Source organism: Streptosporangium sp. NPDC001681 (assembly GCF_040298085.1).
Lineage (GTDB): Bacteria > Actinomycetota > Actinomycetes > Streptosporangiales > Streptosporangiaceae > Streptosporangium.
In genome coordinates this window covers 13,198-38,646 of sequence record NZ_JBEOZN010000101.1, presented here as the reverse complement: position 1 = coordinate 38,646, position 25,449 = coordinate 13,198, and the positions used below count along the sequence as shown (strand labels likewise).

Annotated in this window: 25 protein-coding genes and 2 pseudogenes; 19 read left to right on the top strand and 8 right to left on the bottom strand. The window is 68.1% G+C overall.

All coding sequences use genetic code 11. The features are described from left to right. A pseudogene (locus ABT130_RS34470) lies at nucleotides 1-203 on the top strand (hypothetical protein); the annotation flags it as partial. 227 nt (nucleotides 204-430) lie between these two features. Here the strand turns inward: ABT130_RS34470 and ABT130_RS34465 are convergent. Beyond that, nucleotides 431-1,387, bottom strand: a complete 957-nt coding sequence (locus ABT130_RS34465) for a helix-turn-helix transcriptional regulator (protein WP_350962665.1) — start codon at nucleotides 1,385-1,387, stop codon at nucleotides 431-433. 83 nt (nucleotides 1,388-1,470) lie between these two features. Between ABT130_RS34465 and ABT130_RS34460 the strand changes: the two genes are divergently transcribed. Both ABT130_RS34460 and ABT130_RS34455 read left to right on the top strand, forming a co-directional pair. Continuing rightward, nucleotides 1,471-2,217 carry an alpha/beta fold hydrolase gene (locus ABT130_RS34460; protein WP_350962662.1) on the top strand — a complete coding sequence of 249 codons (747 nt, stop codon included), beginning with the start codon at nucleotides 1,471-1,473 and terminating at the stop codon, nucleotides 2,215-2,217. A gap of 247 nt (nucleotides 2,218-2,464) precedes the next feature. After that, nucleotides 2,465-2,626, top strand: coding sequence for an ATP-binding cassette domain-containing protein (locus ABT130_RS34455; RefSeq protein WP_350962659.1), 162 nt, complete (start codon nucleotides 2,465-2,467; stop codon nucleotides 2,624-2,626). A gap of 380 nt (nucleotides 2,627-3,006) precedes the next feature. Here the strand turns inward: ABT130_RS34455 and ABT130_RS34450 are convergent, their stop codons facing one another. Together ABT130_RS34450 and ABT130_RS47840 are read right to left on the bottom strand one after the other, a co-directional pair. Next, nucleotides 3,007-3,480, bottom strand: a complete 474-nt coding sequence (locus tag ABT130_RS34450) for a hypothetical protein (RefSeq protein ID WP_350962656.1) — start codon at nucleotides 3,478-3,480, stop codon at nucleotides 3,007-3,009. Between the two features lie 10 nt (nucleotides 3,481-3,490). Next, entirely contained in the window at nucleotides 3,491-4,744 is a 1,254-nt protein-coding gene (locus ABT130_RS47840) for a helix-turn-helix domain-containing protein (RefSeq protein WP_502992235.1), read from the bottom strand. A gap of 382 nt (nucleotides 4,745-5,126) precedes the next feature. On the opposite strand from ABT130_RS47840, the gene ABT130_RS34435 reads away from it, so the two are divergent. Further along, entirely contained in the window at nucleotides 5,127-5,381 is a 255-nt protein-coding gene (locus ABT130_RS34435; RefSeq protein WP_350962654.1) for a hypothetical protein, read from the top strand. Further along, a complete protein-coding gene (locus tag ABT130_RS34430) occupies nucleotides 5,378-5,836 on the top strand; it encodes an ATP-binding protein (RefSeq protein ID WP_350962653.1) in 459 nt (152 codons plus the stop codon). The genes ABT130_RS34435 and ABT130_RS34430 overlap by 4 nt, the downstream gene beginning before the upstream one ends. A 930-nt stretch (nucleotides 5,837-6,766) precedes the next feature. On the opposite strand, the gene ABT130_RS34425 is transcribed toward ABT130_RS34430, so the two are convergent. Beyond that, nucleotides 6,767-7,828 (bottom strand): leucine-rich repeat domain-containing protein, encoded by a 1,062-nt coding sequence (locus tag ABT130_RS34425; protein WP_350962650.1) that lies wholly within the window; start codon nucleotides 7,826-7,828, stop codon nucleotides 6,767-6,769. Nucleotides 7,829-8,326: 498 nt separating this feature from the next. Here ABT130_RS34425 and ABT130_RS34420 point away from each other — a divergent pair, with 498 nt between their 5' ends. From ABT130_RS34420 to ABT130_RS34390, 7 genes are all read left to right on the top strand, one after another. Next, nucleotides 8,327-8,686: a plasmid replication, integration and excision activator gene (locus ABT130_RS34420; RefSeq protein WP_350962647.1), complete on the top strand. Its 360-nt coding sequence runs from the start codon at nucleotides 8,327-8,329 to the stop codon at nucleotides 8,684-8,686. Between the two features lie 197 nt (nucleotides 8,687-8,883). Continuing rightward, a complete protein-coding gene (locus ABT130_RS34415) occupies nucleotides 8,884-10,317 on the top strand; it encodes an FtsK/SpoIIIE domain-containing protein (protein ID WP_350962644.1) in 1,434 nt (477 codons plus the stop codon). Then, on the top strand, nucleotides 10,314-10,514 hold the full coding sequence (locus ABT130_RS34410; RefSeq protein ID WP_350962641.1) for a hypothetical protein: 201 nt from the start codon (nucleotides 10,314-10,316) through the stop codon (nucleotides 10,512-10,514). The genes ABT130_RS34415 and ABT130_RS34410 overlap by 4 nt, the downstream gene beginning before the upstream one ends. Further along, entirely contained in the window at nucleotides 10,511-12,211 is a 1,701-nt protein-coding gene (locus tag ABT130_RS34405; protein ID WP_350962639.1) for a replication initiator, read from the top strand. The genes ABT130_RS34410 and ABT130_RS34405 overlap by 4 nt, the downstream gene beginning before the upstream one ends. 337 nt (nucleotides 12,212-12,548) lie before the next feature. Next, nucleotides 12,549-13,025: a hypothetical protein gene (locus ABT130_RS34400; protein ID WP_350962637.1), complete on the top strand. Its 477-nt coding sequence runs from the start codon at nucleotides 12,549-12,551 to the stop codon at nucleotides 13,023-13,025. A gap of 16 nt (nucleotides 13,026-13,041) precedes the next feature. Continuing rightward, the gene (locus tag ABT130_RS34395) at nucleotides 13,042-13,401 is read left to right on the top strand and encodes a hypothetical protein (RefSeq protein ID WP_350962634.1); all 360 of its coding nucleotides are present in this window, start codon (nucleotides 13,042-13,044) and stop codon (nucleotides 13,399-13,401) included. After that, nucleotides 13,401-13,793 (top strand): hypothetical protein, encoded by a 393-nt coding sequence (locus ABT130_RS34390; protein ID WP_350962632.1) that lies wholly within the window; start codon nucleotides 13,401-13,403, stop codon nucleotides 13,791-13,793. Before ABT130_RS34395 ends, ABT130_RS34390 begins: the two co-directional genes overlap by 1 nt. Nucleotides 13,794-14,189: 396 nt before the next feature. Here ABT130_RS34390 and ABT130_RS34385 read toward each other — a convergent pair whose 3' ends face one another. Further along, nucleotides 14,190-15,755 carry a recombinase family protein gene (locus ABT130_RS34385; protein WP_350962629.1) on the bottom strand — a complete coding sequence of 522 codons (1,566 nt, stop codon included), beginning with the start codon at nucleotides 15,753-15,755 and terminating at the stop codon, nucleotides 14,190-14,192. A 17-nt stretch (nucleotides 15,756-15,772) separates the two neighbouring features. Here ABT130_RS34385 and ABT130_RS34380 point away from each other — a divergent pair, with 17 nt between their 5' ends. The 4 genes from ABT130_RS34380 (at nucleotide 15,773) to ABT130_RS34365 (ending at nucleotide 19,171) form a co-directional block, all read left to right on the top strand. Then, entirely contained in the window at nucleotides 15,773-16,573 is an 801-nt protein-coding gene (locus ABT130_RS34380) for an ABC transporter ATP-binding protein (RefSeq protein ID WP_350962626.1), read from the top strand. Next, nucleotides 16,573-17,298 carry an ABC transporter permease gene (locus ABT130_RS34375; RefSeq protein WP_350962624.1) on the top strand — a complete coding sequence of 242 codons (726 nt, stop codon included), beginning with the start codon at nucleotides 16,573-16,575 and terminating at the stop codon, nucleotides 17,296-17,298. The genes ABT130_RS34380 and ABT130_RS34375 overlap by 1 nt, the downstream gene beginning before the upstream one ends. A gap of 31 nt (nucleotides 17,299-17,329) precedes the next feature. Next, nucleotides 17,330-18,475, top strand: a complete 1,146-nt coding sequence (locus ABT130_RS34370) for a sensor histidine kinase (RefSeq protein WP_350962621.1) — start codon at nucleotides 17,330-17,332, stop codon at nucleotides 18,473-18,475. A gap of 90 nt (nucleotides 18,476-18,565) precedes the next feature. Next, nucleotides 18,566-19,171: a response regulator gene (locus ABT130_RS34365; protein WP_350929080.1), complete on the top strand. Its 606-nt coding sequence runs from the start codon at nucleotides 18,566-18,568 to the stop codon at nucleotides 19,169-19,171. A 41-nt stretch (nucleotides 19,172-19,212) separates the two neighbouring features. Here the strand turns inward: ABT130_RS34365 and ABT130_RS34360 are convergent, their stop codons facing one another. Next, entirely contained in the window at nucleotides 19,213-20,067 is an 855-nt protein-coding gene (locus tag ABT130_RS34360) for an SGNH/GDSL hydrolase family protein (protein ID WP_350962618.1), read from the bottom strand. Nucleotides 20,068-20,247: 180 nt separating this feature from the next. Here ABT130_RS34360 and ABT130_RS34355 point away from each other — a divergent pair, with 180 nt between their 5' ends. Then, a complete protein-coding gene (locus ABT130_RS34355) occupies nucleotides 20,248-21,477 on the top strand; it encodes an isochorismate synthase (protein WP_350962615.1) in 1,230 nt (409 codons plus the stop codon). 211 nt (nucleotides 21,478-21,688) lie between these two features. Continuing rightward, nucleotides 21,689-22,243: a GNAT family N-acetyltransferase gene (locus ABT130_RS34350; RefSeq protein ID WP_350929074.1), complete on the top strand. Its 555-nt coding sequence runs from the start codon at nucleotides 21,689-21,691 to the stop codon at nucleotides 22,241-22,243. A 63-nt stretch (nucleotides 22,244-22,306) separates the two neighbouring features. Here the strand turns inward: ABT130_RS34350 and ABT130_RS34345 are convergent. Continuing rightward, nucleotides 22,307-22,562: pseudogene (locus tag ABT130_RS34345) on the bottom strand (response regulator transcription factor); the annotation flags it as partial. A 49-nt stretch (nucleotides 22,563-22,611) separates the two neighbouring features. Here ABT130_RS34345 and ABT130_RS34340 point away from each other — a divergent pair. Beyond that, a complete protein-coding gene (locus tag ABT130_RS34340; protein ID WP_350962612.1) occupies nucleotides 22,612-23,241 on the top strand; it encodes a hypothetical protein in 630 nt (209 codons plus the stop codon). Nucleotides 23,242-23,251: 10 nt separating this feature from the next. Here the strand turns inward: ABT130_RS34340 and ABT130_RS34335 are convergent, their stop codons facing one another. Then, nucleotides 23,252-25,384, bottom strand: coding sequence for a B12-binding domain-containing radical SAM protein (locus ABT130_RS34335; protein ID WP_350962609.1), 2,133 nt, complete (start codon nucleotides 25,382-25,384; stop codon nucleotides 23,252-23,254). Between the last annotated feature and the right edge of the window lie 65 nt (nucleotides 25,385-25,449).

The window sequence follows — 25,449 nt, the reverse complement described above, 5'->3', positions numbered from 1 at the left end:
ACGCCGGACGGGTCGCGGTCCGCAGCACCGGCAGTTTCAACATCACCACCCGGCACGGCACCGTGCAGGGAATCGGCCACCGCCACGTCCACCTGCTCCAACGAGCCGACGGCTACGGCTACACCACCCACCCAGAAGCGCGGCACCGTGCCGCGTTTCCTCCCCCGCCCGAAGGCGGGGGTATCCACGCTGGAGGTACCTGATGAATGCCTCGTCGTAGCCCCAGTGCGCCTTGGATCGAACCGCCAGCTCGCTCAGGAGGTCCGCCTCGACCACCTGCGCCGCTCTGATCAACATGATCGCCTTTCGTCATTCCTGACATCCTCCTCCGCCCGCAGACGGAGAATTCCAAAAGCAACTATCCCGGTGACCGGATCGCGGTCGGTGCGGCCAGCCGGTCTCCTCGGCGGGATGCCGCGAAGCGCCGAGGTCAGGGCGGGGTGACGGCTGCGGAGGCGAGGAGGCGGGCGGCGAGGGCTCTGATCTCGTCGCGTAGTTCGGCGGGGGTGATGACGGTGAACGGCCAGCCGAGGCCGGCGAGCATCTGGGCCATCCCGGCCAGCCGGTCGGCCCTGGTGGCCAGCAGCACCCCGGCGGAGGTCTCGGCCAGGGTCGCCGTGGAGGCGGGGATCCGGGCGGCGGCCTCCGCCAGCGTGGCCTCCAGCAGCACCCTGACCTCGTAGCGGTAGGGCACCGCCGACAGCGATCCGACCACGTGCGCGACCGGGTCGAAGCCGTCCGGGGCCGAGAACCTCCGCTCGGTGCGCGCGGCGCCCGTCACCCGGTCCACCCTGAAGGTCCTGATCTCCCCGCTGTCGTGGTCGAGGCCCGTGACGTACCAGCGGCCGGAGTGGAAGACGATGCCGTACGGGTCCAGATCGCGCGTCGAGGCATCGCCACGCCAGGAGCGGTAGGCCAGCCGGACGGTGACCCGGCGACGGGCGGCGTCGGCGAGGGCGAGTAGCGGGCCCGCCTTCGGGGCGGGTGCCCGCGTCGCGACGCCGGTGTGGCCCAGCGTCTCCGAGATCGCGTCGACGCGCTCGCGCAGCGGCCCTGGGAGCACCCGCTGGATCTTGGCCAGGGCGCTCTCGGTGGCCGTCTCCCCCACCGCCAGCCCGGTCCGCCGTCCGGCCAGCAGCCCCAGCACCACCGCGGTGGCCTCGTCGTCGGTGAGCATCAGCGGCGGCAGCTTGTAGCCGGGCAGCAGCCGGTAGCCGCCGTGGCGGCCCCGCTCGGCCGAGACCGGCACGCCGAGCTCCGACAGCCGCACCGCGTAGCGGCGCACCGTGCGCTCGTCCACCTCCAGCCTGGCGGCGAGTTCGGGGCCGGTCAGGCCGGGGGCGGCCTGCAGCAACTCCAGCAGCGCGAGGACCCTCGCGGCGGTCATTCGAATTCTCCTCAAAAATCAGGACCGATACTGTCCGGATTCGATTCTAGGGTCAAACCAGGCGAACGAAGGAGAGCAGAGATATGAGTACTTACCTACTGGTTCCCGGTTTCTGGCTGGGCGCGTGGGCCTGGGAGAAGGTCACCCGGCCGCTGCGCGAGGCCGGGCACGAGGTCCACCCGGTCACGCTCACCGGGCTCGGCGACAGAGCGCACCTGGCAGGCCCCGGGGTCGACCTGGAGACCCACATCCAGGACATCGTCAACACGGTCGTCTTCGCGGACCTGAACGAGGTGATCCTCGTCGCCCACAGTGGGGCCGGCGCGCCGGTCACCGGCGCGGCCGACCGGATTCCCGAGCGCGTCGCCCGGATCGTCTACCTCGACAGCGGTCCGCTGGCCGACGGCATGACCCAGTTGGACGCCACCGAGCCCGAGTGGCGGGCGTTCATCGAGAAGCGGGTCGCCGAGCAGGGCGACGGGGTGGGCTACCCGCTCCCGTCCTGGGAGGAGCAGGAGCGGGCCGGGGCCAGCCTGGAGGGGCTGGGCGAGACCGAGCGGGAGTGGTTCGTCTCCCGCGCGACCCCGCAGCCGTACGGGATGATGACCCAGCCCCTGGCGCTCAAGGGCGGCGCGGACGCGCTGCCCAAGACGCTCATCACGTGCTCGTTCCCGCTGGAGCAGGTGCACGCCATGATCGCCGCCGGTCACCCGTTCTTCGCGGCGCTCGCCGGGCCCGAGTGGAGCTTCGCCTCGGTGCCCACCGGCCACTGGCCGATGTTCTCCAAGCCGGAGGAGACCGCGGCGGCGCTCGCCGCGCTGGCGGTCTGAGACGAAAGCCTGACGGGGCGGGGTGGGAACAGGAACGGGTGGGCGAGGCTGAGAGCGGCCGGCACGCTCCGCCCGATGCCCCCACGACAGGGCTCGTGGAGGCCCGCCGTGCACACCGGGGGCCTCCACGCTGCGGTTCCGGTGACGGGCCGGGAATTCCGCGGGCACCGAGGGGTGACATTTGTCCCGGGCAGCCCTGGATCGATGGATCTACCTGGGATCCCGCGCCCTCCGTAGCGTCTTTCGCATGACGAATGACGCGGTGTCACTCAAGAACGTGACCAAACGTTTCGGGGCGGTACGCGCCGTGGACGACCTCAGCCTCGACATCCCCGCCGGGCAGACCGTCGCCCTGCTCGGCCCCAACGGCGCGGGCAAGCCGACTATCAAGTTAGGGCTCTCTTTGTAGTCGGATCGTTGTAGGCTTCCGCAGGTCAAGGGGCCTTACGGGGACCTTTCCATGCCAGTTGCCTAGGGCGCTCCCCTGCCGGATGCGTCGGCTCGCTGTCTAGGTCCAACTCTTCGGAACGGTCGGCACCATGTGGGGTCCCACATCTCCCCCCAACCCCCATAGCTGCCGACACCGGGACTGCGACCGGGTTCTGTCAAGGGCGGCTTTGCGTGTACCTGTCCCCGGTGACCTTCCAGGTGCGCTGGTTGTCCTACGGTCACAGCCGTGCTTGACGGGTTCCGGGAGCCCCGGACAATGGGGCGGCGGGGGCGCCCACCCGCACGCGCCACGCGAATCGGCGCGCGGAGCGGGCCGTGTAGACCGAACAGACGTAGCCGTCAGCGCTGAGCCCCTTCAGGCCAGATGACATGAATCTTCAGCCCTCGCTCTCTGGCTTCAGCTACGACATCTGCCGTTCCGCCGTATGCCCTGGCAGGCTTGCCGTCCCAGACGGCGAGTAGCTCGTCAGCGTGATCAAGCATGAAACGGCTGGCCACCATGTGTGACTCAGATGTGGACTCGATGAAATCCATGGCGTGAACCTGCTTGGCTCTGGCGAGTAACGCGTCGTACTCCTGGTGCGCCTCGACGGGTAGTCCTTCCCGGTACTGTCTGGCGGGGGTCACGACCTCCAGCACTCCGCCTAGGTCGATGACGGCTCGGGCGAAAATCTGATCAGCTCCGTCCGCGAGACATGACAGGCCCGTGATCGTAGGGGCATGTTCGGCAAGCAGTGAGCGAATAGCGTCGTCGATCAGGGTAGTGATCGCGGGGGAAAGGCCCCGGTGTCCGGAGACGGCGATACGGATCATGGCCTTCTTTCTATAGGAGAGTCGCGCGAAGACGCTCGTCGAACGCGCGGGCGCTACCTGTCATTGGACCGCCATAGGTTCGGCGGAACCGTCTAGCACGTTGGATGATCCGCTCTGAGCCGTAGGTGATCCCTACCGTCAGGGCGTTTGATACCAGGTGAAAAGCCTCGTCATAGTCCCCGGACATGGCCTTGGCAGTGGCGATCTCAGTCATGAGCACTCCACGTTGCTTGATGGCTGGTTGGACCGATGACAACGACTCAGCGAACGCGGCCACGGCTTCGCCTGCGCGGCCGAGTCGCACCATGACCAGTGCGCGATAGCCCGCGAGTTTCGCATCATCGAACGGGAAGACCCAAGGCCACGGCGGTGCTGCTGCCCGTTCGCTGGCAATCACTGCGGATTCAGCCTCTCGTAACGCGGCTACAGCGGCGGGGGCGTCATGGGCGGTCGCGTGGCCGAGTGCCTCAATGCTGTACAGCCATGCTCGCGCGGTTGCCGGTGGCTGTTCACCTAGTTCCCTACGCGCTTGGGCGAGTAGGTCTAGCGCCAACATGGGATCATCGGCGTCGATCTCGAAGGCGGCCAGACTGCCGATCATGTAAGCCGCCAACAGGGAGTGTTCGGCCTGGCGGGCGCTGTCGATCGCCAAACGGTAGTAGGTGCGCGAGGTGCCGATGTCGTGCATGTCGGCATGAAGCCATGCGGCGAAACCAGCGGCTTCGCTCATCACTGCACGGATGTCACTGGCGAAGTCGGACTGGGCAGCGCGTCCGAGGACACGGTTCGCCAGATTCACATGGGCTACGGCTCCTCGGGCTAGCTCATTAGCGGGCGTCGTTGCCTCTAGGCGTCGTTGAGCGCCGGTGATGCTGGTCAAAGCGGGTGCGGTGGTTTCGTCTACCTCCGCACGTTTAGGCAGGGGTAGGGCTGCGAGAGCCGTGAAAGCTACTGCCTTGCCGAAGTCTCTGCGTTTCGTTGGATCGTCATCCCCTCGGGCGCCGAATCGGAGCAAATGAAGTGGAAGTCCGATTCGGACTGATATTTCCCGGACCTGGTCCACCGTGAGCGGCTGACGATTCCGCAGCACTTTAGAAACCCAGCTCTGGGAGTAGCCGACCGCCTCGGCTAGTTGGCCCTGCGTCCATCCGTTGACCCGCTGCACCTCAGCGAGGACGGCGGGAATGTCGCACTCCGCGAGAGCGGCTGCTACGGCGGGTGTGGACCAGAACTGAAGCGAGGGACGGCCTTGGTCCTGTCTCATAACGTTAGGTTAGGCGCGGAAGTGCTACCGCACAGATATTCGCGAGAAGAATAATCCCAGTGCTGCCAGTGCTACGGCATTAACTAGGGCCAATGCCCGCAGCGATGATCTCCTTATGAGTGCTTCTCCACTCCGTACAGCAGGGGCTACGGCTTGCGCTCAAGAGTCGCGATGCTCCTCCTGTCTGCACTAGAGGCATGGCGTAGCCCTCGTTCTCATCCAGGCTCATAAAAGAGCGGACCCGCCTCAGTGATTGCGCACTGGACGGGTCCTTGACCGCACGCTGGAGGTGCGATCCATGGATCATCCTAGAGCCGGGCGCTCTAGTGAAGCGACGACAGGGAAGCGGGACAAAGCATCCGCTGTCGTACGGCAACCAGTCGTGAAAGATCCGCAGGAGGACCGGTACATCCATCTTGTCCGGCTGGCCTGGGATCTCCGCTTGCTTGGCGCGGAGACGACGGTGGAACTCCCCCGGACCGGCGAACCGCGTGTGGTGATGCCGCGCACGGTGGGGGACCTGCGGGTGTTCGCCCTCATGCGCGGCGGGAGATGGCTCTTCTCGTGGGGGCGGAGTCAGTGGATCGACGCTCTTGACGAGAAGGCGGCGCAGCGTATCCACGAGGCGGCGCGGTGAGCCGGGAAGACGTCTACAGCGCGGTAGAGGCGATGCTCCAGCGCTGGGACGGGCTATGCATCGTCGGTACTCGCAATTTCAGCGGTGACGTGCAGTCGGCGGGGCAGGCTCGTAGATGGGTGGTGGATCTGCTGAGTCCGCATTGCTTCTCGGGCGAGGTCCTGGAGACGGTGAGGCTGTTGGTCAGCGAGGTCGTGACGAACAGCATCCTGCACAGTGATTCGGGCATTGACCCTGAGGGGCTGGTCACGGTCGCTGTGGGGCTGGGTAGGGACGTGATCCACATCGAGGTGATCGATGAGGGATCGTCGGTCAATGTTCCCGCGATGCGGCCAGCGGGTGAGGACAGTCTCAGCGGGCGGGGCCTGGACTGGGTCCATCGCCTGTCCAGCGGCTGGGGCTCTGATCATGACCCGGAGATAGGTCGCGCGGTCTGGTTCCGGCTGGCCTGCTGACCCTTTGAGCTGGTGCGGCGGTGCGCCATCCCCACGCTGATTGGCCGTCGCACCTGGCCGGGGAGGTCTCCTGAGTTTTGAGGGCGCTCGTGGAGACCTCCCCGTTGCCCGCCGGAGTTGTGAGCCCCATAGGTGGTGTGAGGTACGGGGGAAGACGTGATTCGCCCGTATCTCCCATCGCAAATGGCACTGCCCCAGGGACGGGGTGCCGGATGGAGTACGGGGAGGGGCGATCGAACAGCGGTCGCCCCTCCTGTTTTTGTGTCAGCAGACGAGCAAGATCAATTACATGATGCCCGCGGGGCCTTTTCAAGATCACGGAGCGGAGCGGCCGGCGCAATCCAAAGGAACCCGAAGGGTCCGCGTAGCGGTTGGGCCGGTGGTCGGAGCGGCCTTGGCGGGCGGGTGTTGGGCGTCACGGCCTCTCGCGATCGGTACGTCACCGATAAGACGTACTGCGCGGGCGTACGTCATTTCGTCATCTGGGGCCTCGGCGGCGGCGCGTTGACGGTCGGCGGGTGCGGTTGGCTGCGGCGGGTGGATTGGTGCGGCGGGCGGCGGGGTCTGCCTGTCCCCGCTGGGCGGGCGCGGGGCGGGACCGGCCTCCAGGCCGCATGCCCGGCCTCGATGTCCGCGCGGCGGGGACGGGCACGCCCCGCCGGGCGGCGGCGCGGAGCGCTGCCGCCTGCTTGACCTTAATAAGATTAATTCGGCAACTTGGCCTGGCTTCGCGTTGTCCTGTCTCGCTTGATGGTTGACACTCTGGCCTCGCTTGATGCTTGACACCTTGATCGTCTTCTGTGCCTGCTCGTGGCGTTGTCTGCGCTTCGGGGGCCGGGATGGCATTGGTGGAGTTGAGTGTCGTGGAGCAGCGCTATCACGCGGCGATGTCCTGGCTAAGGCGCGCAGGAAGTACGGGAGCGCAATCGGTTAGCGACCATTGGGGCCGAACCGGGCGGCATCGGTGAGGTTCCCCAAGGAATCCGGCAGAGCGGTCAACTGGTTGCCGCCCAGGTAGAGCCGTTCGAGGGCGATGAGGTTCCCCAGCGACTCGGGCAGAGCAGTCAACTGGTTGCCGCCCAGATGGAGCGATTCCAGGGCGGTGAGGTTCCCCACTGACTCGGGCAGAGCGGTCAACTGGTTGTCCTCCAGGTAGAGCAATTCGAGGGCGATGAGGTTCCCCAGCGACTCGGGCAGAGCGGTCAGCCGATTACGGCCCAGGACGAGGGTGGTGAGGGCGATGAGGTTCCCCAGCGACTCGGGCAGAGCAGTCAACTGGTTGCCGCCCAGGTAGAGCGATTCGAGGGCGATGAGGTTCCCCAGCGACTCGGGCAGAGCAGTCAACTGGTTGCCGCCCAGATGGAGCGATTCCAGGGCGATGAGGTTCCCCAGCGACTCGGGCATAGCGGTCAACTGGTTGTCGCCCAGGTTGAGTTCGGTGAGGGCGGTGAGGTTCCCCAGCGACTCGGGCATAGCGGTCAGTGGGTTGTCGCCCAGGTAGAGGCAGGTGAGGGCGCTGAGGTTCCCCAGCGACTCGGGCAGAGCGGTCAACTGGTTGCCGTGCAGGTAGAGCCAGGTGAGGGCAGTGAGGTTCCCCAGCGACTCGGGCAGAGCAGTCAGTGGGTTGCCGCCCAGATGGAGTTCGGTGAGGGCGGTGAGGTTCCCCAGCCACTCGGGCAGAGCGGTCAGTTGGTTGTCCTCCAGGTAGAGCCAGGTGAGGGCGCTGAGGTTCCCCAGCGACTCGGGCAGAGCGGTCAGCGGGTTGTCCTCCAGGTCGAGTTCGGTGAGGGCGGTGAGGTTCCCCAGCCACTCCGGCAGAGCGGTCAACTGGTTGCCGTGCAGGTCGAGCCGTTTGAGGTAGGTGAGCTGGGCGAGTGACTCGGGCACCGTGCTCAGCTCGAGACCGGACAGGTCGAGGCTGGTCGATCCGTCCTCCAAGCACTTGGTGATCCGTGTGACGGCGATCGCTTGGCCTGCCTCAGGCTCCATCATGATCTCTCTTCTCCTTGTCGCTCACGCGCTTGGGCTCGCCCCTGCGCCGTACCGGTCTCCGTCCCCTCTTCGACCGCTTCGGGCACGAGGGTCGACGATGACGCTAGAGACCGGCACTGGAGAACGACTTGTAAGTCATGGGACAGCCCGGCCGCAGATGGCCGTCATTGAGGAGAACCGCCTGCCGTTGCGGCCGTCTCGCGGGACCCCTCCGGGCGTCGCGCCGCCCCGGGTGGAGGGCCACTAAGCGGAGAAAGACCGTCCTAGGCCGTGTCAAGCATCAAGTGAGATCGGGTAATGGATGCCCCCAATGGGGCGTTAAGGATATGCTCTGCAAATAGGTGATTTGGGAACCTTATGGGGTGCTTATTCGTTATCCGGGTACAAGTTCATCGGGGTGACGAGAGGGGTTATGCGTTGGCACTACAGGGTCCGATCCCTGTATCCCATCAAGCGGTGTTCCCCCACGGCTGTTATGTCGTGGGTGAGGTAAGTCCGGTGCTCGATTTCGAGGCGAGTACTCGTGAGAGGCCCGTTCCGCAGCGTGACAAGGCGACGGGTGACCTGATCTGGGCGGTCCCGGTGATGGACGGTGACCCCACTCTTAAGGCGGCGGCCAAGTCCATCGCGATCAAGGTGATTTCGCCTGTTGAGCCGGTGATTCCCCCGGCTCCGCCGTCGCTGGCCGGGCTGCCGTTCGTGCCGGTCGAATTCGAGGAGTTGACGGTCACGCCGTGGATCAACGGTGATGGTGACCGTGCTCGTATCGCGTACTCCTACCGGGCGCGTGGGTTGCGTGGGGTGACCCTGCCTGGGCCTGGTAGCGGCGCGGGTAAGGGCGGTAAAGACGCCGCATAGCGGCGCATAGTGGGGCTGGCTGCGGTCGGGTGCGCGTATAGGCGTGCTGATGGCGTGAGGCGCGGCGCTCCAATTAATGAGTAATCGGTGCGGGTCGCCGGAATAAGCATTCCGGCGGCCCTGTATCGGCATGGCCGTTGTGGGGCGATGGCCCATTTCACGAGTTCATCCAGTCATCGGAGAGGGTGGCTTAGTTCGTGCTGCGCAAATTACCGGGGGCGGAAGTTCAGAGTGTCGTCTCGACGACGCCGGATACGTCGATCGTGTGGGCGCCGACGGTGGTCAAGACGCCTGCGATCGTCACCATCGCCGTGTGGGTGTGGCGGCTGGGTGTGGGCCTGGTGCGGATGGTGTGGCGTCACCCGCTGGTCTGTTCGCTGGTGGGCGGGGTGTCGGCGTCGGTGGCGGTGGCGGGCTGGTACCTGACGGTGGTCATCGTCGGGGCGCTGATCTGCGCGGTCAGCACGTGGGCCGGGCTGTGGCCTGCGCTGGGGATGCGGGTTCTGGTGTGGCCTGCGGTGGGCTGGCTGCGCCTGGTGGGGGTGTATCGGCGTCGCTGGCGCGCGGTGGTGTCCGTGGCGGGGCTGGGCCGGGTGGTGCGGGGCCGTACCTACCTGCCTGACCTGGTGGGGGTGACCTCGGACCGGTGGTGTGATCGGGTGACGGTCCGGATGCTGGATGGGCAGTCCGATGAGGAGTTCGCGAGCGCGCAAGCGAACTTGGCGCATGGGTTCGGGGCGGTGGGCTGCCGGATCTCCTCGCCTCGTCCGGGGTGGGTGACGTTGACGGTCCCGCGCCGGGATGCGTTGGCGCGGGTGGTGCCTGCCCGTCCGATCCCTCGGTATCCGCAGGTGGCGACGGTGGATGTCGGGATGGATGAGCGGGGGCGCCCGTACCGGCTCAAGGTGCATGGGACACACGTGCTGATCGCGGGCGCCACTGGTTCCGGTAAGGGGTCGTGGCTGTGGTCGGTGGTCCGGGGGTTGTTGCCCGCTGCCTGTGAGGGCTGGGTGGAGCTGTGGGCCTTGGACCCCAAACGGATGGAGCTGTCTTACGGGCGGGCGCTGTTTGACCGGTACGCGGCGACGGCGGAGGACTGCGCGGAGCTGCTGGAGCGGGCCGTTGAGGTCATGCAGGAGCGGGCGGACCGGTACGCGGGCGTGCGGAGGTCTCACGAGCCGACGACCCGTGACCCGTTCGTCCTGGTGATCGTCGATGAGATCGCGTTCCTGACGGCCTACCAGAGTGACAAGGGTCTGAAGCTGCGGATCACGGCGGCGCTGGCGACGCTGACCACGCAGGGCCGCGCGGTCGGTATCGGGGTTATGGCGGCACTTCAGGACCCGAGAAAGGACGTGCTGACCATTCGCAACCTGTTCCCCGACCGGATCGCGCTGCGCCTGGATGAGCCGGGTCAGGTGGACATGGTGCTCGGTGACGGTGCCCGTGATCGGGGGGCGCTGGCCGACCAGATCGCCCGTGACCCGTCAGACCCCAGCGTCGGCGCGGGCGTGGCCTACGTGCGCTTGGAGAACGGCCCTGACCCGGTGCGGGTGCGGGCGGCGTATGTCTCGGATGAGGAGATCAAGCGGATGGTGCTCACGTACTCCGTGGTCGGGGAGGCTGTGTGACTCTCTACGTCGTTCTTCATGATCTGGCGTGCGCGACGTGTGAGGAGAGCGATCAGCTCTGGCAGGACGTGACGCTCGCGCTGATCGAGTGCCGGGCCTGCGGTACGCGGTACCTGGCCGGTGGCATCGATGCGCTCGATGAGGGCGTGGGCTTCGGGCTTGACCTGTATGACGACTACGACGGGTGGGGCGCTTGACCGTTGAGGTTGAGGCGGGGCGGGGGCTGGGTGTCCTGCGGGATGCGCGGCTCCTGGCTCTGGATGCTGCTGAGCAGATCGCCGCTGTGAACGGGGTGTGTATCCGTCCGCTGGTGCATCGGCGGGTGGACATCGCCACTGGTCAGGCTGACATGGTGCACGTGCCGTGCGGGGCGAGGCTGGAGGCCAAGTGTCCGCCGTGTGCGAAGCGGAATCGTCAGGTGCGGCGGGCGCAGTGCCGGGAGGGCTGGCACCTGGAGGCTGAGCCGTCGACGGCCGGGGCGGGCGGGCCGGTCACGGTGGCTGAGCCGGGTGAGGCGGGCGAGGGTCAGCGGTGGCTGGTCGAGATGCGGGCGGACCTGGAGGCACAGCGGGAGGTAGCCGCGTGCATGGGTGCCGACACGGCGGGGCTGGAAGCGGCGATCGTGGCCGTGGAGGCGGAGATCGGCGCGGCGGAGGTGCGGGCGGCGCAGTACGACGCGGAAGCGCTGGCCGGACAGGGGCGGGGGCATCGGGTGCGCTCGACCAGGCGGCGGCAGGATGCGCCGGATCTGCCTCGGCGCACGATGCGGGATACGACGGTGGGGCGGACGTATGCGGCGCCGGATGGGCGGGTGTATCGCCCGTCGATGTTCATCACACTTACGCTGCCGTCGTATGGGCGGGTGCGGGGCGGGGTGCCGGTCGATCCGGGCACGTACGACTACCGGCGGGCGGCGCGGGATGCGCTGCATTTTTCCAAGCTGGTGGATCGGTTCGTGCAGAACCTTCGCCGGGTGGCCGGGTTCAGCGTGCAGTACTTCGCCTCGGTGGAGGGACAGAAACGCGGTGCCCCGCACCTGCACATGGCGATCCGGGGAACGCTGCCTCGGGCGGAGCTGCGGCAGGTCATCGCGGCGACGTATCACCAAGTGTGGTGGCCTGCGGCTGATGAGGCGGTGTATGAGGGTGATCGTCTGCCGGTGTGGTCGGAGGGTGCGGGGGGCTATGTCGATCCGGCGTCGGGTGAGGTGTTGCCGACGTGGGATGAGGCGCTGGATCGCCTCGGCGTCGATGAGGACGCGGCGCCGTTGCATGTGGCGCGTTTCGGTGTTCAGCACGACGTACAGGGGTTGCTGGCTGGGACGGCGGATGCTGACCAGCGGGTCCGGTACCTGACGAAGTATCTGACGAAGAGTCTCGGTGAGACGGTGGCCGGCGGTGAGGACGGGGATGCGGCGCGGCGGGCTCATGTGGCGCGGCTGGTGACTGCCCTGCGGTATGAGCCGTGCTCTCCTAGCTGCTCGAACTGGTTGCGGTACGGCGTGCAGCCGAGGGGGGCTGTGTCGGGGCTGGTGCCGGGGTGGTGTCGGGGCAAGGCGCACCGGGCCGAACAGCTGGGGTATGGCGGGCGGCGGGTGCTGGTGTCGCGGCGGTGGTCGGGCAAGTCGATGGGTGATCACAGGCGGGATCGGCGCTCGTGGGTGATGGCGGCGTTGGGGCTGGATGAGACGCCGGATGCTCACCGGTATGTGTGGCGGCGGGTGGCGTGGGCTGAGGCGGATGTGGGGTCGCTGGCGCTGGGGCTGTTGCGGGAGGTGGCCAGTCGGCAGCGCTGGCGTGCGGAGCTGGAGCGGTTACGGGCGCGGGCGAATGATCCGCCGCACGATTCCGAAACGGCTGTATCAGGAAATGCCGATGTCCTGATTGGGGGGTGAAAAGAACGTACTAAACCGGTAGGTATGAACGCACGTCAATCGAGAGGGAGGAAGGTAGCGAGTGGTCTTCGATTTCGATGAGTTCATAGCGAAATTCACCTGGTTTCACTGGGGGCTGTTCATTGTCTGCGGGCTGGTCATGCTCGTCAGTTCGGTTCGTAGGGCGCTGGAGTGGTGGGGTGATAGGGAGTGGCGGAAGAAGCAAGGGTTGTCGGACTCGGACGCGCGTGAGCTAGTGGAAGAGCAGCAGGCACGTCGGGTGTGGCGGGAGCGTCGGCGCACGCACTACGAATAAGCGGGCGGACATCGAATCGAAAGGAAATGGGGGCTGATCACGATGGGTGAGGTTTTCGCGGTTGAGGTGCTGCTGATCCCGCTGGGCGTGGTGTTTGTGGCCATGCTGGCAGGGTGGTGGATGACGCGGCGGATTCGGAACCGGCGGATTGATCGGCGGCGTCCGACGGTGCAGGGGGCGAGGCATGAGCGGGCGTCGCCGTCGGGAGTGCCGTGGCCGGTGCGCCCCTATGTGATCAGCACGATCACGGCCAGCACGATCACGAAGGAATTCGAGGAGGAAAGCGCCGTTCAAGAGTGGTTGGTCTCGTGGCCACAGTTAGAGGAATGGGGGCGACAAGCCTCGAAGACGCCGGGGGTGGCGGCTATGGCGGTGTATGAGGACCAGGGGGCGCGGATCAGTACGGCGTGGACGTGGGAGGACGGGCAGTTGGCGGGCAAGACCGTGTATCCCTGGTCGTGGCAGTCAGCGCTGAGGGCTCATGGATCTAGTGACAGCAGCAGCAAAGACAACCACTGAGGGAAAGGACATTCTTATGCACCACGCTGCGGGTGCCGGTGTCACCGGTACACATGTTCTGCTGGCCTTTGCTGCATTGGCCATCTTCATACCCGCCTACCTGTGGCATCAGAGCAGGCAAGACGACAAGTGGCGTGCGGAGAGCGCGGAGCGGTACGACGCTCTTAAGCCTCGTTTCGCCGACCAGTCCGCAGATCGCTACGTCGTCGGGGCTTTGGGCGGCGAATCGCACGTGATCGAGACGTTTGATGCGAACGCTGTGGATCTGGCCATTAAGGAGTCACTGCACAACGGTGGCAAGGAGGTCTATCTCTCGGGCAAGGACGGCAGGACACGGGTGTACCTCCGTGGTCATCTGAGCCGGACCTTCCGCTGATGACGGTGTTCGTGGTCATCGCGCTGCTGGTGGGGGCGGCGGTGGTCTTCAGCTGGGTTCAAGAGAGCGGTTCGGACCGGGCGAAGCTGACCGGGGCGTACAGCGATGTCCCGGCTGGCGGTAGGCCGCCGGAGTCGATCGGCCCGGACAAGGTGACGGTGTATCAGGTCGGGACGCGCCTGGATGACGGAACGGACGGGGCCACGTGGACGCTGAGCGCGACGTGGGTGCAGGTGGCGCATTGGGCCACGGTGGAGTCAGAGCGGCCGGGAGTGGCTGAGGCGTGGGTGGGTCGCACGGCCCGGAGCGTGAGGCGTACCTGGCATTGGGCGGATGGTCTGCCCACGAGACGTAGCAGCGCGCCGGTGGCGGAGGGTGAGGAGGGGCGTTGATGTCGGCGCGCTGGTCGAAGGGACGGCAAACGTGGGTGGTAGATGCGCCCGATAGATCAGCTCGTCCGAGAGGGGCGCGCTGAGGCAGACGCGCGAAGCACCGATAACGCCTGGGCGGGTGGGTGGGGTACGGCGGCGGGGTGGCAGAGCAAGCGGTGATCACGGTACGTGGTCACGGATACGGAGAGTTATGGAGGTGGTAGGCGGCTGAGTGAGCCGGTGGGGGATGCAGAGGATGAGGGGTTGGACGCGTATATAGCGGAGATGGTGAGTAGCTGGCCCCCGCTGGGTGAGCGGGAGCGGGAGCGGTTGGCGCTGCTGCTGAACGCTGGGGGGTAGAACCGAAGGGCGCCCTTGCCGGAGTGGTCCGGTGGGGGCGCCCTTGGCGTGCGGGGGTCAGGCCGAGAGGGTAGGGGCGATCCGGCGAATGGGGGTGATCTTCACTCGGTCGGTGATCGGGATGGACTTTTCACTACGGCCCCGCCCAGTAGGCATGAGCTTGACCGTCACCAGCATTTTCAAGATTTCCCGCTGCCGTCCCAGGGTGAGACCGTCCCAAGTCTGTGCGGCATCGTCAGTCAGCAGGAATTCGGCTAGCGGGCTTTCTGCGGTCGAGTCGCGTAGCTGGACCCGGATCTCCTCGATGCGCTCATCGGCGGTAGCTCGGGCCTCGTCCAACTCGGCATCATCCATCTTCAACAGTGCCCATCGGCGGGCGGCGTCGCGCTTGCGCTGCTCAAGGGCGGCCATCTCTTGGCGAAGGTCGGCGATCTCTTCGGCGCTGAGGCGGTTGCCCTGGTTGGGAAGCAGGTCGGCCAAGTCGGCACGGCCCAACCGGGCGATGATGACCTTACGCACGTACCGGTCTACGTCGTCGATGCTCTGGCTACAGTGGCCCAGCGCGTTGCACCGGTAGACCATGCGCCCGTTCCTGCGGGATGCACTGACTGTCGTGCCGTTGTTGCACAGTCCGCACTGGTAGATGAGGCTCCCCGGCCAGCGTGGGACGTTACCGGGAGAGGTCTTACGCTTGGGGTCGGCGAACATCGCGATCAGGGCTTGGCGGGTGTCTTCGGGCAGGATGTAGGGCAGGGCGTTACGCCTGATGATCTCGCCCTGGTAGACCATGTGACCAGAGGTTCGGGGGTGGGTGAGGATTGCCCTAACGCTGTTGGAACCCCACCCCCTGTGCTCAACCGTCTTGCCGTTCTTGCGCAGAGTGCGGCCATCGGTCTGTGCTGCTGTCGGCACGCCGTTTCTAGCGAGATCACGCAAGAGCTGACCCATCGTGACGCCGGACAGTAGTTCACGCGCCCACCTGCGGATCTCTGCTGCCTCGGCCTGGTTGTGCTGGGTCATGTCCAACACCGTGCGGTCTTCGTAGCGGCGTTCCATCGGCGGGGCCTTGGGGTTGACACAGACACTCCGCACGCGACCGTTGTCTACTCCCCACCCGTAGGGGCGCACTCCGCCACCATAGGCGCCCTGGCGTGCCTGCCGCTTGCGCGCGATGGTGACCCGTTCGCCTCGGTGCTCACTCTCGTACTCGGCAGCGCTGGTGTCGTCGCGCAACTCCTTGCGGCCCGATGCCTTCTCCAGGTTGTAGAACGCACCCTTGGTAGTGGAGTACAGGCGCACACCGCGCTCACGTGCGATCTTGATAAAGGCGTTAACCTCCTCGCTCGTGCGGTGTAACCGGTTGGCGTGCCAGATGATGACGAGATCGATCAGCCCGGCCTTCATGTCGGACAGCAGGCGCTTGTACTCAGGCCGCTCGACGCCGGAGAACGCTGAAAGGTCGTTATCGGTGTAGGTCCGCGCGATGTCAACGCCCAGTTCAGCGGCAGCATCCTCGTTCTCGTCGTGCTGAGATCCCACACCTTCAGCCGAACCGGACTTGTCCAGGCTGATCCGGCAGTAATCCACCGTTGCCCTGGCGCCGCGCTCTAGCAGACGTGTCACGATCATTACCTCCCGACTTGCTGCCCTTTGCCCTTGTAGTACCTATTCTGCTAGTCGGGAAGTCGACCAGCATCGGGCTGCTGCTCGGACTGCTGGCCGCCGACTCCGGGACGGTTCGCGTGTTCGGGGGCGCCCCTGAGGCCGCGATCCGGGGTGGGCGGCTGGCGGCGATGCCCCAGGAGGGCGGCCTCGTCTCCCGGACCACGGTCGGCGAGCTGCTCGGCTTCGTCTCCGGGACATACCGGGCGCCGCTCCCACTATCGGAGGTGATGGCCGTCGCGGGGCTGGAGGAGCTGGCCGGCCGCAGGGTGGAACGGCTCTCCGGCGGCCAGGCGCAGCGCCTCCGCTTCGCGCTGGCGCTGGCCGGGGACCCGGAGCTGATCCTGCTGGACGAGCCGACCGCGGCGCTGGACGTCCGGGCCAGGCGGGAGTTCTGGGAGAGCATGCGTGCCTTCGCCGCGCGCGGCAGGACCGTGCTGTTCTCCACCCACTACCTGGAGGAGGCCGACGAGTACGCCGACCGGGTGGTGGTGATCGACAGGGGCCGGATCGTGGCCGACGGCACCAGCCGGGAGATCAAGCGCCTGGTCCCGCTGACCACGGTCAGCGTCACCGCCACCGCCGGGGACGTCGCACTGCTGGAACGCCTTCCCGGGGTCACCTCCGTGGAGATCCACGGGAACCGCGCCCGCCTGCGCACCCGCGACGCCGACGCCACGGTCCTGGCGCTGGCCGAGGCCGGAGCCGTACGAGACCTTGAGGTGGTCCCCGCCGCGCTCGAGAACGCCTTCATCGCACTGACGGGAGTGGACGCCTGATGCTCGGCTACATCCGCCTGGAGATCGCCAGAAGCCGCCGCGACCCGGGATACGTGATCATGGGTTTCACGATGCCCGTGGTGATGTACCTGATCTTCACCAACCTCGGCATAGCGGGCGACGACCGTACCTGGGCCGCCCTGCACGTGATGGTCAGCATGGCCGCCTTCGGCGCGATCGGCTCGGCTTTCAACAACGGCACCGGCATCGCCGAGGACAGGACGGCGGGCTGGCTGCGGCAGCTGCGCGTCACTCCCCTGGCGCCGGTACGGGTGATCGCCGGTAAGGCGGGCACCGGCATGCTCGTGGTACTGCCCGCGATCGCCGGCGTGTGCCTGTCGGCGGCGCTGCTCAACGGGGTACGGCTGGAGATCTGGCAGTGGGTCTCGATCGTGCTCCTGCTCTGGGCCGGTTCCCTGCCCTTCACCCTGCTCGGCCTGGCCATCGGCTACCGGTTCAGCGGCCAGACCGCCGCCGTGCTCAACATCGCGGCCAACATGGCGCTGGCGATCGTCGGAGGTCTGTGGCTGCCCACCGAGGGCTTCCCCTCCTGGTTGAAGACGCTCGCGGAGTGGACGCCGAGCTTCACCTACGCCGACCTGGCGCGGAAGATCGCCTTCGGCCAGGCGCCCGGGGCCGGCGTGGCGCTGATCCTGACCGGCTGGCTGGTCGCCTTCGGCGTCCTGGCGGTGTACGCCTACCGCCGGGCCGGGCGCGTGGTGTGAATCGCGCGAGTCGCGTGATAGGAGTGGCCGGATGAGCGGGAAGCCGGAGGTGACGGAGCGGGAGAGGCCGCAAGGGCCGAAGAAGGCGAAACGGCTGGGAGCGGCCAGACGGAAATGGTCGGGCAGGTTGAGAAGGCAGGGGCCCGGGGAACTCGCCTTCTATCCGTGGCTGCTGATCGCCTATCCCCCGATCAGCGACCTCGCGGCGGGGCAGGTGCGGCCGGCGCCGCCGGCCGCGCTGGGCGTCGTCGCCTTCGCCACCCTGTACGTGCTCTGCATCCGGCTGTCCTTCCGCGGCCGGCGACGAGCGGCGGCCGTGGCCCTGGCCGGGCTGCTGGTGGTGATCTTCCTGCTGCTGGCCGGGCCGGCGCAGAACTGGTTCTACCTCGCACCGCTGATGACGATCGCCTGCGGGGTCGTGCTGCGCGGCAGGTCCGTCTACCTCCTCCTCACCGTGCTGACGCTCGCACTGACCGCGGTGATGTGGCGCGCGGGAGCCGGCTGGGCGAGCATCACCCTGGCCGCCTGGGGAACGACCACCGGCGGCCTGGTGGTCAGCGTCGTCCTGAAGCTCTTCTCCGTGATCACCGAGCTCCAGGAGACCCGGGAGGAGCTGGCCCGGGTCGCGGTGGCCGAGGAGCGGCTGCGGTTCTCCCGCGACCTGCACGACCTGCTCGGGCACACCCTGTCGATGATGGTGGTCAAGGCGGAGGCCGTACGGCGGCTGATTCCCCGCGACGCGGAGGCGGCGGCTCGGCAGGCGGCCGACATCGAGACGGTCGGCCGGGAGGCGCTCACCGAGGTGCGGGCCGCGGTCAGCGGCTACCGGGGGCGCGGGCTGGCCGCCGAGCTGGCCTCGGCGCGCACGGTACTGGCCGACGCGGGCATCGCCGCCACGGTCACCGTCTCCGAGGGCCGCCCCGCGCCGGAGGCCGACGCCCTGCTGGGCTGGGCCGTACGGGAGGGCGTGACCAATGTCGTCCGCCACAGCGCCGCCCGCACCTGCGAGATCACCCTGGAGGGCCGGGTGCTGGAGATCCGTGACGACGGCCGGGGGGCCGGCGCGGGCACCCTGGGCAATGGCCTGCGCGGCCTGACCGAGCGGGTCGTCGCGCTCGGCGGAACGCTGGAGGCCGGCGGCGGCGACGGCTTCGTGCTGAGGGTGACGCTCCCATGATCGGCGCTCTTCCACCGGGGAGGAACCTTTCATGATCGCTTGCCCGCCGCCCGCAAGATCGCTGGTTTTCCGCCGAGGAGGAACGCTTTCATGATCAGGGTGCTGCTGGCCGAGGACCAGGGCATGATGCGCAGCGCGCTGGCCCTGCTTCTCGGTCTGGAGGACGACATCGAGGTCGTCGCCACGGTCGCCGGGGGCGACGAGGTCGTGGCCGCCGCGCTGGACACGCGTCCCGACATCGCCCTGCTGGACGTCGAGATGCCGGGGATCAGCGGCCTGGAGGCCGCGGCCGGCCTCCGGGACCGCCTGCCCGGCTGCCGGGTGCTGATCCTGACCACCTTCGGCAGGCCCGGCTACCTGCGCCGGGCGATGGAGGCGGGCGCCGCCGGATTCCTCGTCAAGGACGGTCCCGTCGAGGATCTCGCCGCGGCGATCCGCCGGGTCCTGGCGGGCGAGAAGGTGATCGACCCCGCGCTGGCCGCCGCCGCGCTGAGCACCGGCGCCAGCCCGCTGACCGATCGTGAGCGGGACGTGCTGGCCGCGGGGGCGGACGGCGCGACGATCGCCGACATCTCGCGGCGGCTGCACCTGTCGGAGAGCACCGTCCGCAACTACCTGTCCGCCGCGATCGGCAAGACCGGCACCCGTAACCGCATCGAGGCCGCCCGCACCGCCCGGCACAACGGCTGGCTCTGAAGGGGGCGGCGGCTTGTCACCGGCCGCCCCGGGCTGCCGGCTCAGGGGGCGAGGACGGGCTCCGGGGCCTCTTCCGCGAGCCAGTCGCGCATCGCGCCGTAGGTCTTCTCCGCGATCAGCCGCTGGCCCGCGGCGCTGGGGTGGAAGAAGTCCCACTTGCTGATGTGGTTCAGCGTGAACGCCTGCCTGAACACCGCATTGCCGTCGAACCGGCAGTTCGGGCCGTACGCCGCGCAGACCCTGGCGAGTGCGGCGTTGAAACCGATCACCCGGGCGCGCACGCGGTCGCGGCGGGCCTGGTCGGCCGCCGACGTCGAGGTGGGGCGCGCCAGCATGGTGGGACAGATCCGGCCCACCTCCCAGAACCCGCGGGCCACCAGGTTGTCCCTGCCGGTCTGCCAGAGCCGTCCGATGTCGGGGATGCTCGCCACGAACACCCGGGCGTCGGGCCTGCCCGCCCGCAACAGGGCCAGTGCCCCGGCCACCCGGCTCTCGTAGACGGCCACGGGGGTCATCAGCCGCTCCTCGGACACGCAGACGTCCTGGGCGCCGATCAGGAGCGTCACGTAGTCGGCGCGGTGGCCGACCGCCTGCGTCACCTGCCCGGCCAGGTCGGCACTGGTGGAGCCGGGGACGGCGAGGTTCACGTTGTGCCCGGCGAGTGCCACGTCCAGGGCGCGTAGCCTCTGGTAGTGGCTCCTGACATCGCGGTGCTCGCCGGTCGACCAGGAACGCGAGGCGCAGGTGACGTACCACCCGCAGGCGTTGAACCCCGCGCTGATGGAGTCTCCGAGCGCGGCCATGACCACCGGCCGCCAGGGTTGCCCCACCGGTGTCGCCCCGGCCGGAACGGTCCAGGCGGCCGTCAGGGCGGCCAGCCCTGTGAGTGCTGTCACAGTCCTGTGAAGCATGACACCTCCGCTGCGAGATCGCGTCTGCTTCGGATGTATCACCGCAGGCCAGGGCGGCAGGCTCCGTTGACCGAGTGCCTTGGTTTTCTTGACACCGCGTGGCGGCCGTGCTGGCGGGGGGAACCGCCGTCGAACATGTTCAGTTTCCGGCATAGAGTGGCGGGGGTGAGTGTAGCGCTCGGATCAACCCGTCCTCTCGTGGTGAGGACCACCTCCGTCGACGACCCCGGTGACCTGTTCGCACGACTGCCGGAGACCGCGCCCTATGCCTGGGTCAGGCGCGGGGAGGGCCTCGTGGCCTGGGGCGAGGCCCTGCGCCTGGAGGTGCCGCCCGGCCCCCGGCGTTTCGACTGGGCTCGCGACCGGCTGTCGGATCTCTTCGGCGAGGCGGATGTCGACGACGACGTGACGACCCCCGGTTCGGGCCCCGTCGCCTTCGGCTCGTTCACCTTCGACCCGGAGTCACGCGGATCGGTCCTCCTCGTCCCCCGGACCATCCTCGCCCGCCGCGACGGCCGCGCCTGGCTGACCACCGTCGGTGAGCAGCGGCTCGACACCGTCACCCCGCTCCGCGACCCGGGCAGGATCCGGTACGGCGACGGCAGTCTGAGCGCGCCGGAGTGGGAGCACGCCGTGGCCCGCGCCGTCCGGCGGATCAGGTCGGGCCGGCTGGAGAAGACGGTGCTCGCCCGCGACCTGACCGCCGTCGCGGAGCGGGCGATCGACGTCCGCCTGTTGCTGGCCCGCCTGGCCGGCCGCTACCCGGAGTGCTACACCTTCTCCTGTGCGGGGTTGGTCGGCGCCACTCCCGAACTGCTGGTCCGGCGTACCGGGGAGACCGTCGAGTCCCTGGTGCTGGCCGGCACGATCGCGCGGGGCAGCAACCGGGCGGACGACATGGCACGCGGCGCGGCCCTGTTCTCCTCGGAGAAGGACCGCTACGAGCACGTCTGCGCGGTCGCGTCGGTACGGGAGGCGCTCGACCCGCTCTGCGCCGAGCTGAAGATCCCCGAGGAGCCCGAACTCCTGGTGCTCCCCAACGTCCAGCACCTGGCCAGCCCGGTGACCGGGCGGCTGTCGGCGGGGATCTCGGTCCTGGACGTGGTGGCGGCCATGCACCCGACCGCCGCCGTCGGCGGCACCCCGACCGGGGCCGCGCTCGGCGTCATCCGCGAGCTTGAGGGCATGGACCGCGCCGGATACGCCGGTCCTGTCGGCTGGATCGACGCGCGAGGGGACGGCGAGTGGGGGATCGCGCTGCGCTGCGCCCAGATCGAGGGCCCGCGGGCCCGGCTGTTCGCCGGGTGCGGCATCATGGGCGACTCCGACCCCGCGTCCGAGCTCGCCGAAGCCCAGGCCAAGCTCCGGGTGATGCAGTACGCCCTGGAGGGCTGACCGCCGCCGCGCGGGGCGCCCGGCCGGAGGCCGGGCCAGGGCCGTCATCCCTGAACAGGTAATTCCCACCCGGCTGGTCGGCGGCAGCCAGATGGGCGTACCCTCACAAGGGCAACACATCGGACATTTCCGGCAAGAAAACGACACTTTCTTCTACTCGCTGTTCTCTCGTCGCCGCACGGCCGGCTCGCTCGCCGGGGAGAGGAAGACCATGGCGTTACTGACCACCGACCGCCTCACGGTACGCGACTGGAGTCCCGAGGACGCCCGCGATGCTCTGGCCATCTACGGCACGCCGGAGGTCACCCGGTGGCTGTCCCCGGCGATGAACCGGCTCGACGGTGAGGGGGCCATGCGGGCCACGCTGCAGGCATGGGAACGCAACCGTGAAACCCTGACGCCCCCGCTCGGCCGCTGGGCGATCGTCCGCAACTCCGACCAGCGGATCATCGGCGGCCTCTCCCTGAGGTACCTGCCGCCTGACGAGGAGGACATCGAGATCGGCTGGCAGCTCGCCCCCGACTTCTGGGGTCACGGCTACGCCACCGAGGCCGGCCGCGCCCTGGCCGGATGGGCCTTCTCCATCGGTGCCCACGAGCTCGTCGCGGTCGTGCGGGTGAACAACGAACGCGGTGCCGGCACGGCCAGGCGCATCGGCATGCAGTGGGTCGGCGAGACGGACAAGTACTACGAGACGCGCCTCAACGTCTACCGGCTCTGGCCCAGCGACCTCACCTCTGCCCAGGAGGACGAGCTCCGGCTCTGACCCGGGGGCGTCCCGGGCGACCGCCGTGTTTTCGATCATCGAGTAGGCGGGGGTCCGGCGCCAGGAGCCGAGATGGCGCAGCACGGCCAGGGCCCGGCGGCTGTAGCCGATGACGCGCAGCGGCCCGAGCTTGTCGAAGATCGCGTTGACGTGCTTCTCGACGGCACTCTGGGAGGCGTGGAGCCGCTCGGCGGTGAAGGCGTTGGTCAACCCCTGGGTCATGAGGTCGAGCACCTCGTCTTCCCGAGGCGTCAGGCGGCTCAGCGGGTCGGCGTAGGCGGTCCTGGCCAGGGAACTGCCGCACCACCTCGGGTGGGAAATGCGGGAACTTCCGAGGCGGACGATGCCGCTGTTACTACGCTGGCCCGATGACCGATCAAACGATCTCTGCGGGTGGGCCGGCGACGAGCCTCGACCTTGAGGCCATCATGGCCGTGGGGTGGGCTGTCCCTGGGTCCTTCGCCGCTGAGGAGTTCCGCCGAGCCGAAGCGTTCTGGCAGGCACGACGCGCGGAGGATGAGCGGCTCCTGCAGGTCCGCACCAAGGCGGCCCACCTTGTCGAGTCCTGGACGGGGCACACGCCGCGTGACGTCGGCTCCTTCGGGATCCAGCTCAACCTGGAGACCAGCGATCTGGATCTAGGGATCGGCTACCCGGTCGCCGGTCGCGAGGATCTGATGGCGGCGCTCGCCCCGCACGCGGCGTTCAAGGGCGAGCGCTACACCCGTTTCACCACCACCAGGCTGGTGTTCTCCTTCGAGGTCGACGGCGTCGAGATCGACCTGTCAGCGCTGACCGAGGAGGACTTCGTGGTCGCGTGCCGCATGCTCGACGAGATCGACACCGGCATGAGCCGGGAGGAGCGGATCGCCCACACCTGGATCAAACATCTCCTGCGCGCGACCGACCGAATGGAGCAGTACGCGGCCTGGAAGCTGGCCACGTACTCCCGCTACTGCCCGGAGTTCAACTGGGTGCCGCTCTCCGAGCCTGCCTGACTACAGCGGGTCAGGTCCCACACGGATCAGCCGCATTGATCAATTTCCAGCCTGTCGCGGCCGCCCACCGAGTGTGCTCATAACGGAGCCGGTCGGCGGCCGGCGGCGGCAGTGCCGCGACGGCCCTCGGCACGGTGGCGTCCATGCGGCCCCGGAGCACCTCGAACTGCTCCTCCAGCATCGCGTCCAGCCGATTGGTGAGCCGCCCTGCCTGCGACGGGTCGACGTGCTCGTCGATTAGGTCGAGCATGCCGGTGAAGACGGCGAACGCGGCGTCCTTGATGACAACCCGCGCTGCGCGGACCTCACGGCGCGGCTCACCGTCCAGCACCTTCTCCAGAGACTTCAGCGTGTAGTCCAGCGCGCAGTTCCGGTCGACCCACAGCTGCGCCCGCTCGGAGCAGACACCGATACGCGGGTCGGCGAAACGAGCGTCGATGCGGCCCATCGACGGGCGCGCCGCCCCAGCCAGGCCGGCGGTTTGAACCATGCGGGTGTAGGCGGCGCCGACCAGCGGCTCCATCGATACCAGCATGTAGGAGATGCCGGTGTAGAACGGCCGGCCGGTGCTGTGCTCGGCGACGAACGCCGGATCGCAGACACCGTCGACGATCTCCTCGACGCTCAGGTGCGGCAGCGGACGCAGCAGCAGATCCGTCCGCCCCTGGAAAGCATGCGTGGCGCGTAGCTCTTCCAGGCTCATCAGCTGGTCGAACGTGATGTAGGTGAACCTGGTCGGCACTCCCAGCGCCGACAGGGTGCGGATCGCCACCACGTTCTGCTCACCGGTGGTTTCCTTGTTGAACCTCCGCAAGATGGAGGTGACGCCGGACTCCACCCCGAACAGCATGCGGCGCAGCCCGTCGCGGACGAGGACCCGCCACATCTCGGCCCGCTCGATGTGCCAGGCCCGGTCGTGGTCGAGGTGAACGACCTGGTCGATACGGCACGATGTCTCCCACTGGAAGCCGGCTTTGGTGATCTCGGCGGCGACGGCCAGGGCCCGCGGGACGGCATCGTCGCCGCGTCCGATGGCCTCCTCGTCCACCAGATACAGGGTGCGGGAGAGGTCGGGGTGGCGGGCGAACTCCTCCTTCAGCGCCGCCAGCATCCATGGCAGCTGCTCGGGTGCGCCGCCCGCCCAGGTGCCCTTATGACCTCTCGGGCAGAACGAACAATGGCTGGTGCAGCCGCGGGTCGTCTCCAGCTGCATCACCCCCTGGTGGGCGAAGGTGGCCTGCAGCAGGTCGAGCTCGGGGAAGAAGTCGTCGGCGTCGCGATTGGGAACGGCCGCGGTACGACGCCGGCCGACGGCCATCGCGCCGCCGCGAGCCGCGCCGACGTAGCCGATGCCGTGGACCTGGTCGCGTTCGAGGTCGCCGTGCCAATGCGCGATGACGTCGCGGATGGTCGGCTCGCCGGCGGCGCGGGCGATGAGCAACTCCGGGTAGCGCTCCAGCAGCAACGCCTCGTTGCGGACGGTCAGGCTGCCGCCGACGAGGATCAACGGCACCTTGCCTTGGACAGTGTCCAGCAGGCGGATCATCAGCTCGTGCTGGCCGAACGTCGCGCTGATGCCGAGGATGTCGGGCTGCTGGACGCTGACCGCGCCGATGATGTCGTCCAGGGTGACGCTGAGCTGCATGTCCATCAGGTCGACCCGGCCCGACAGGGTGGAGCGGGCCGCCCGGGCCAGGTCGGAGATTGCCAAGGGGAAACGCGGCAGCGGGAAGTACTCGGGCCGGTAGAGGGCGGCGAGGAGGATGCGGGGCCGGGTCAGCCGGGTCACGGCGGCCGGGGCCAGGACGGCATGGCTGATCCACGCGCCTGGCGTGTCCAGGTGCACATGCTGGGCGGCCCAGTCGGGCCAGACGCGAGTTTCGTGCGGCTGCCCGGATAAGTCGGCTAGCAGCCACGCGCCGGACCGACCGGCGCTGACGGCGAACAGCCGCCGCTCCAGCGTCCCGGTGAACACGACGTTACGGCCGGGCAGGAGACCGACGACGGTGTCGCGCAGCGCGTTGGGCTGGCTGCGGGGGATGTCGTAGACCGCCTGCTGCTGGGCGAGGGTCAGCGGGGTGAGCCTGAGTCGGCCGATGGCCTCCAGGAGCAGGCTGTGGCTGGCGCTGATGGTGGGGGACATGCGGAGCCTCCGTACGTGAGATACGTGAGAGAAGAGGGCATGACGAACCCGCCCTGTGGCGTCGC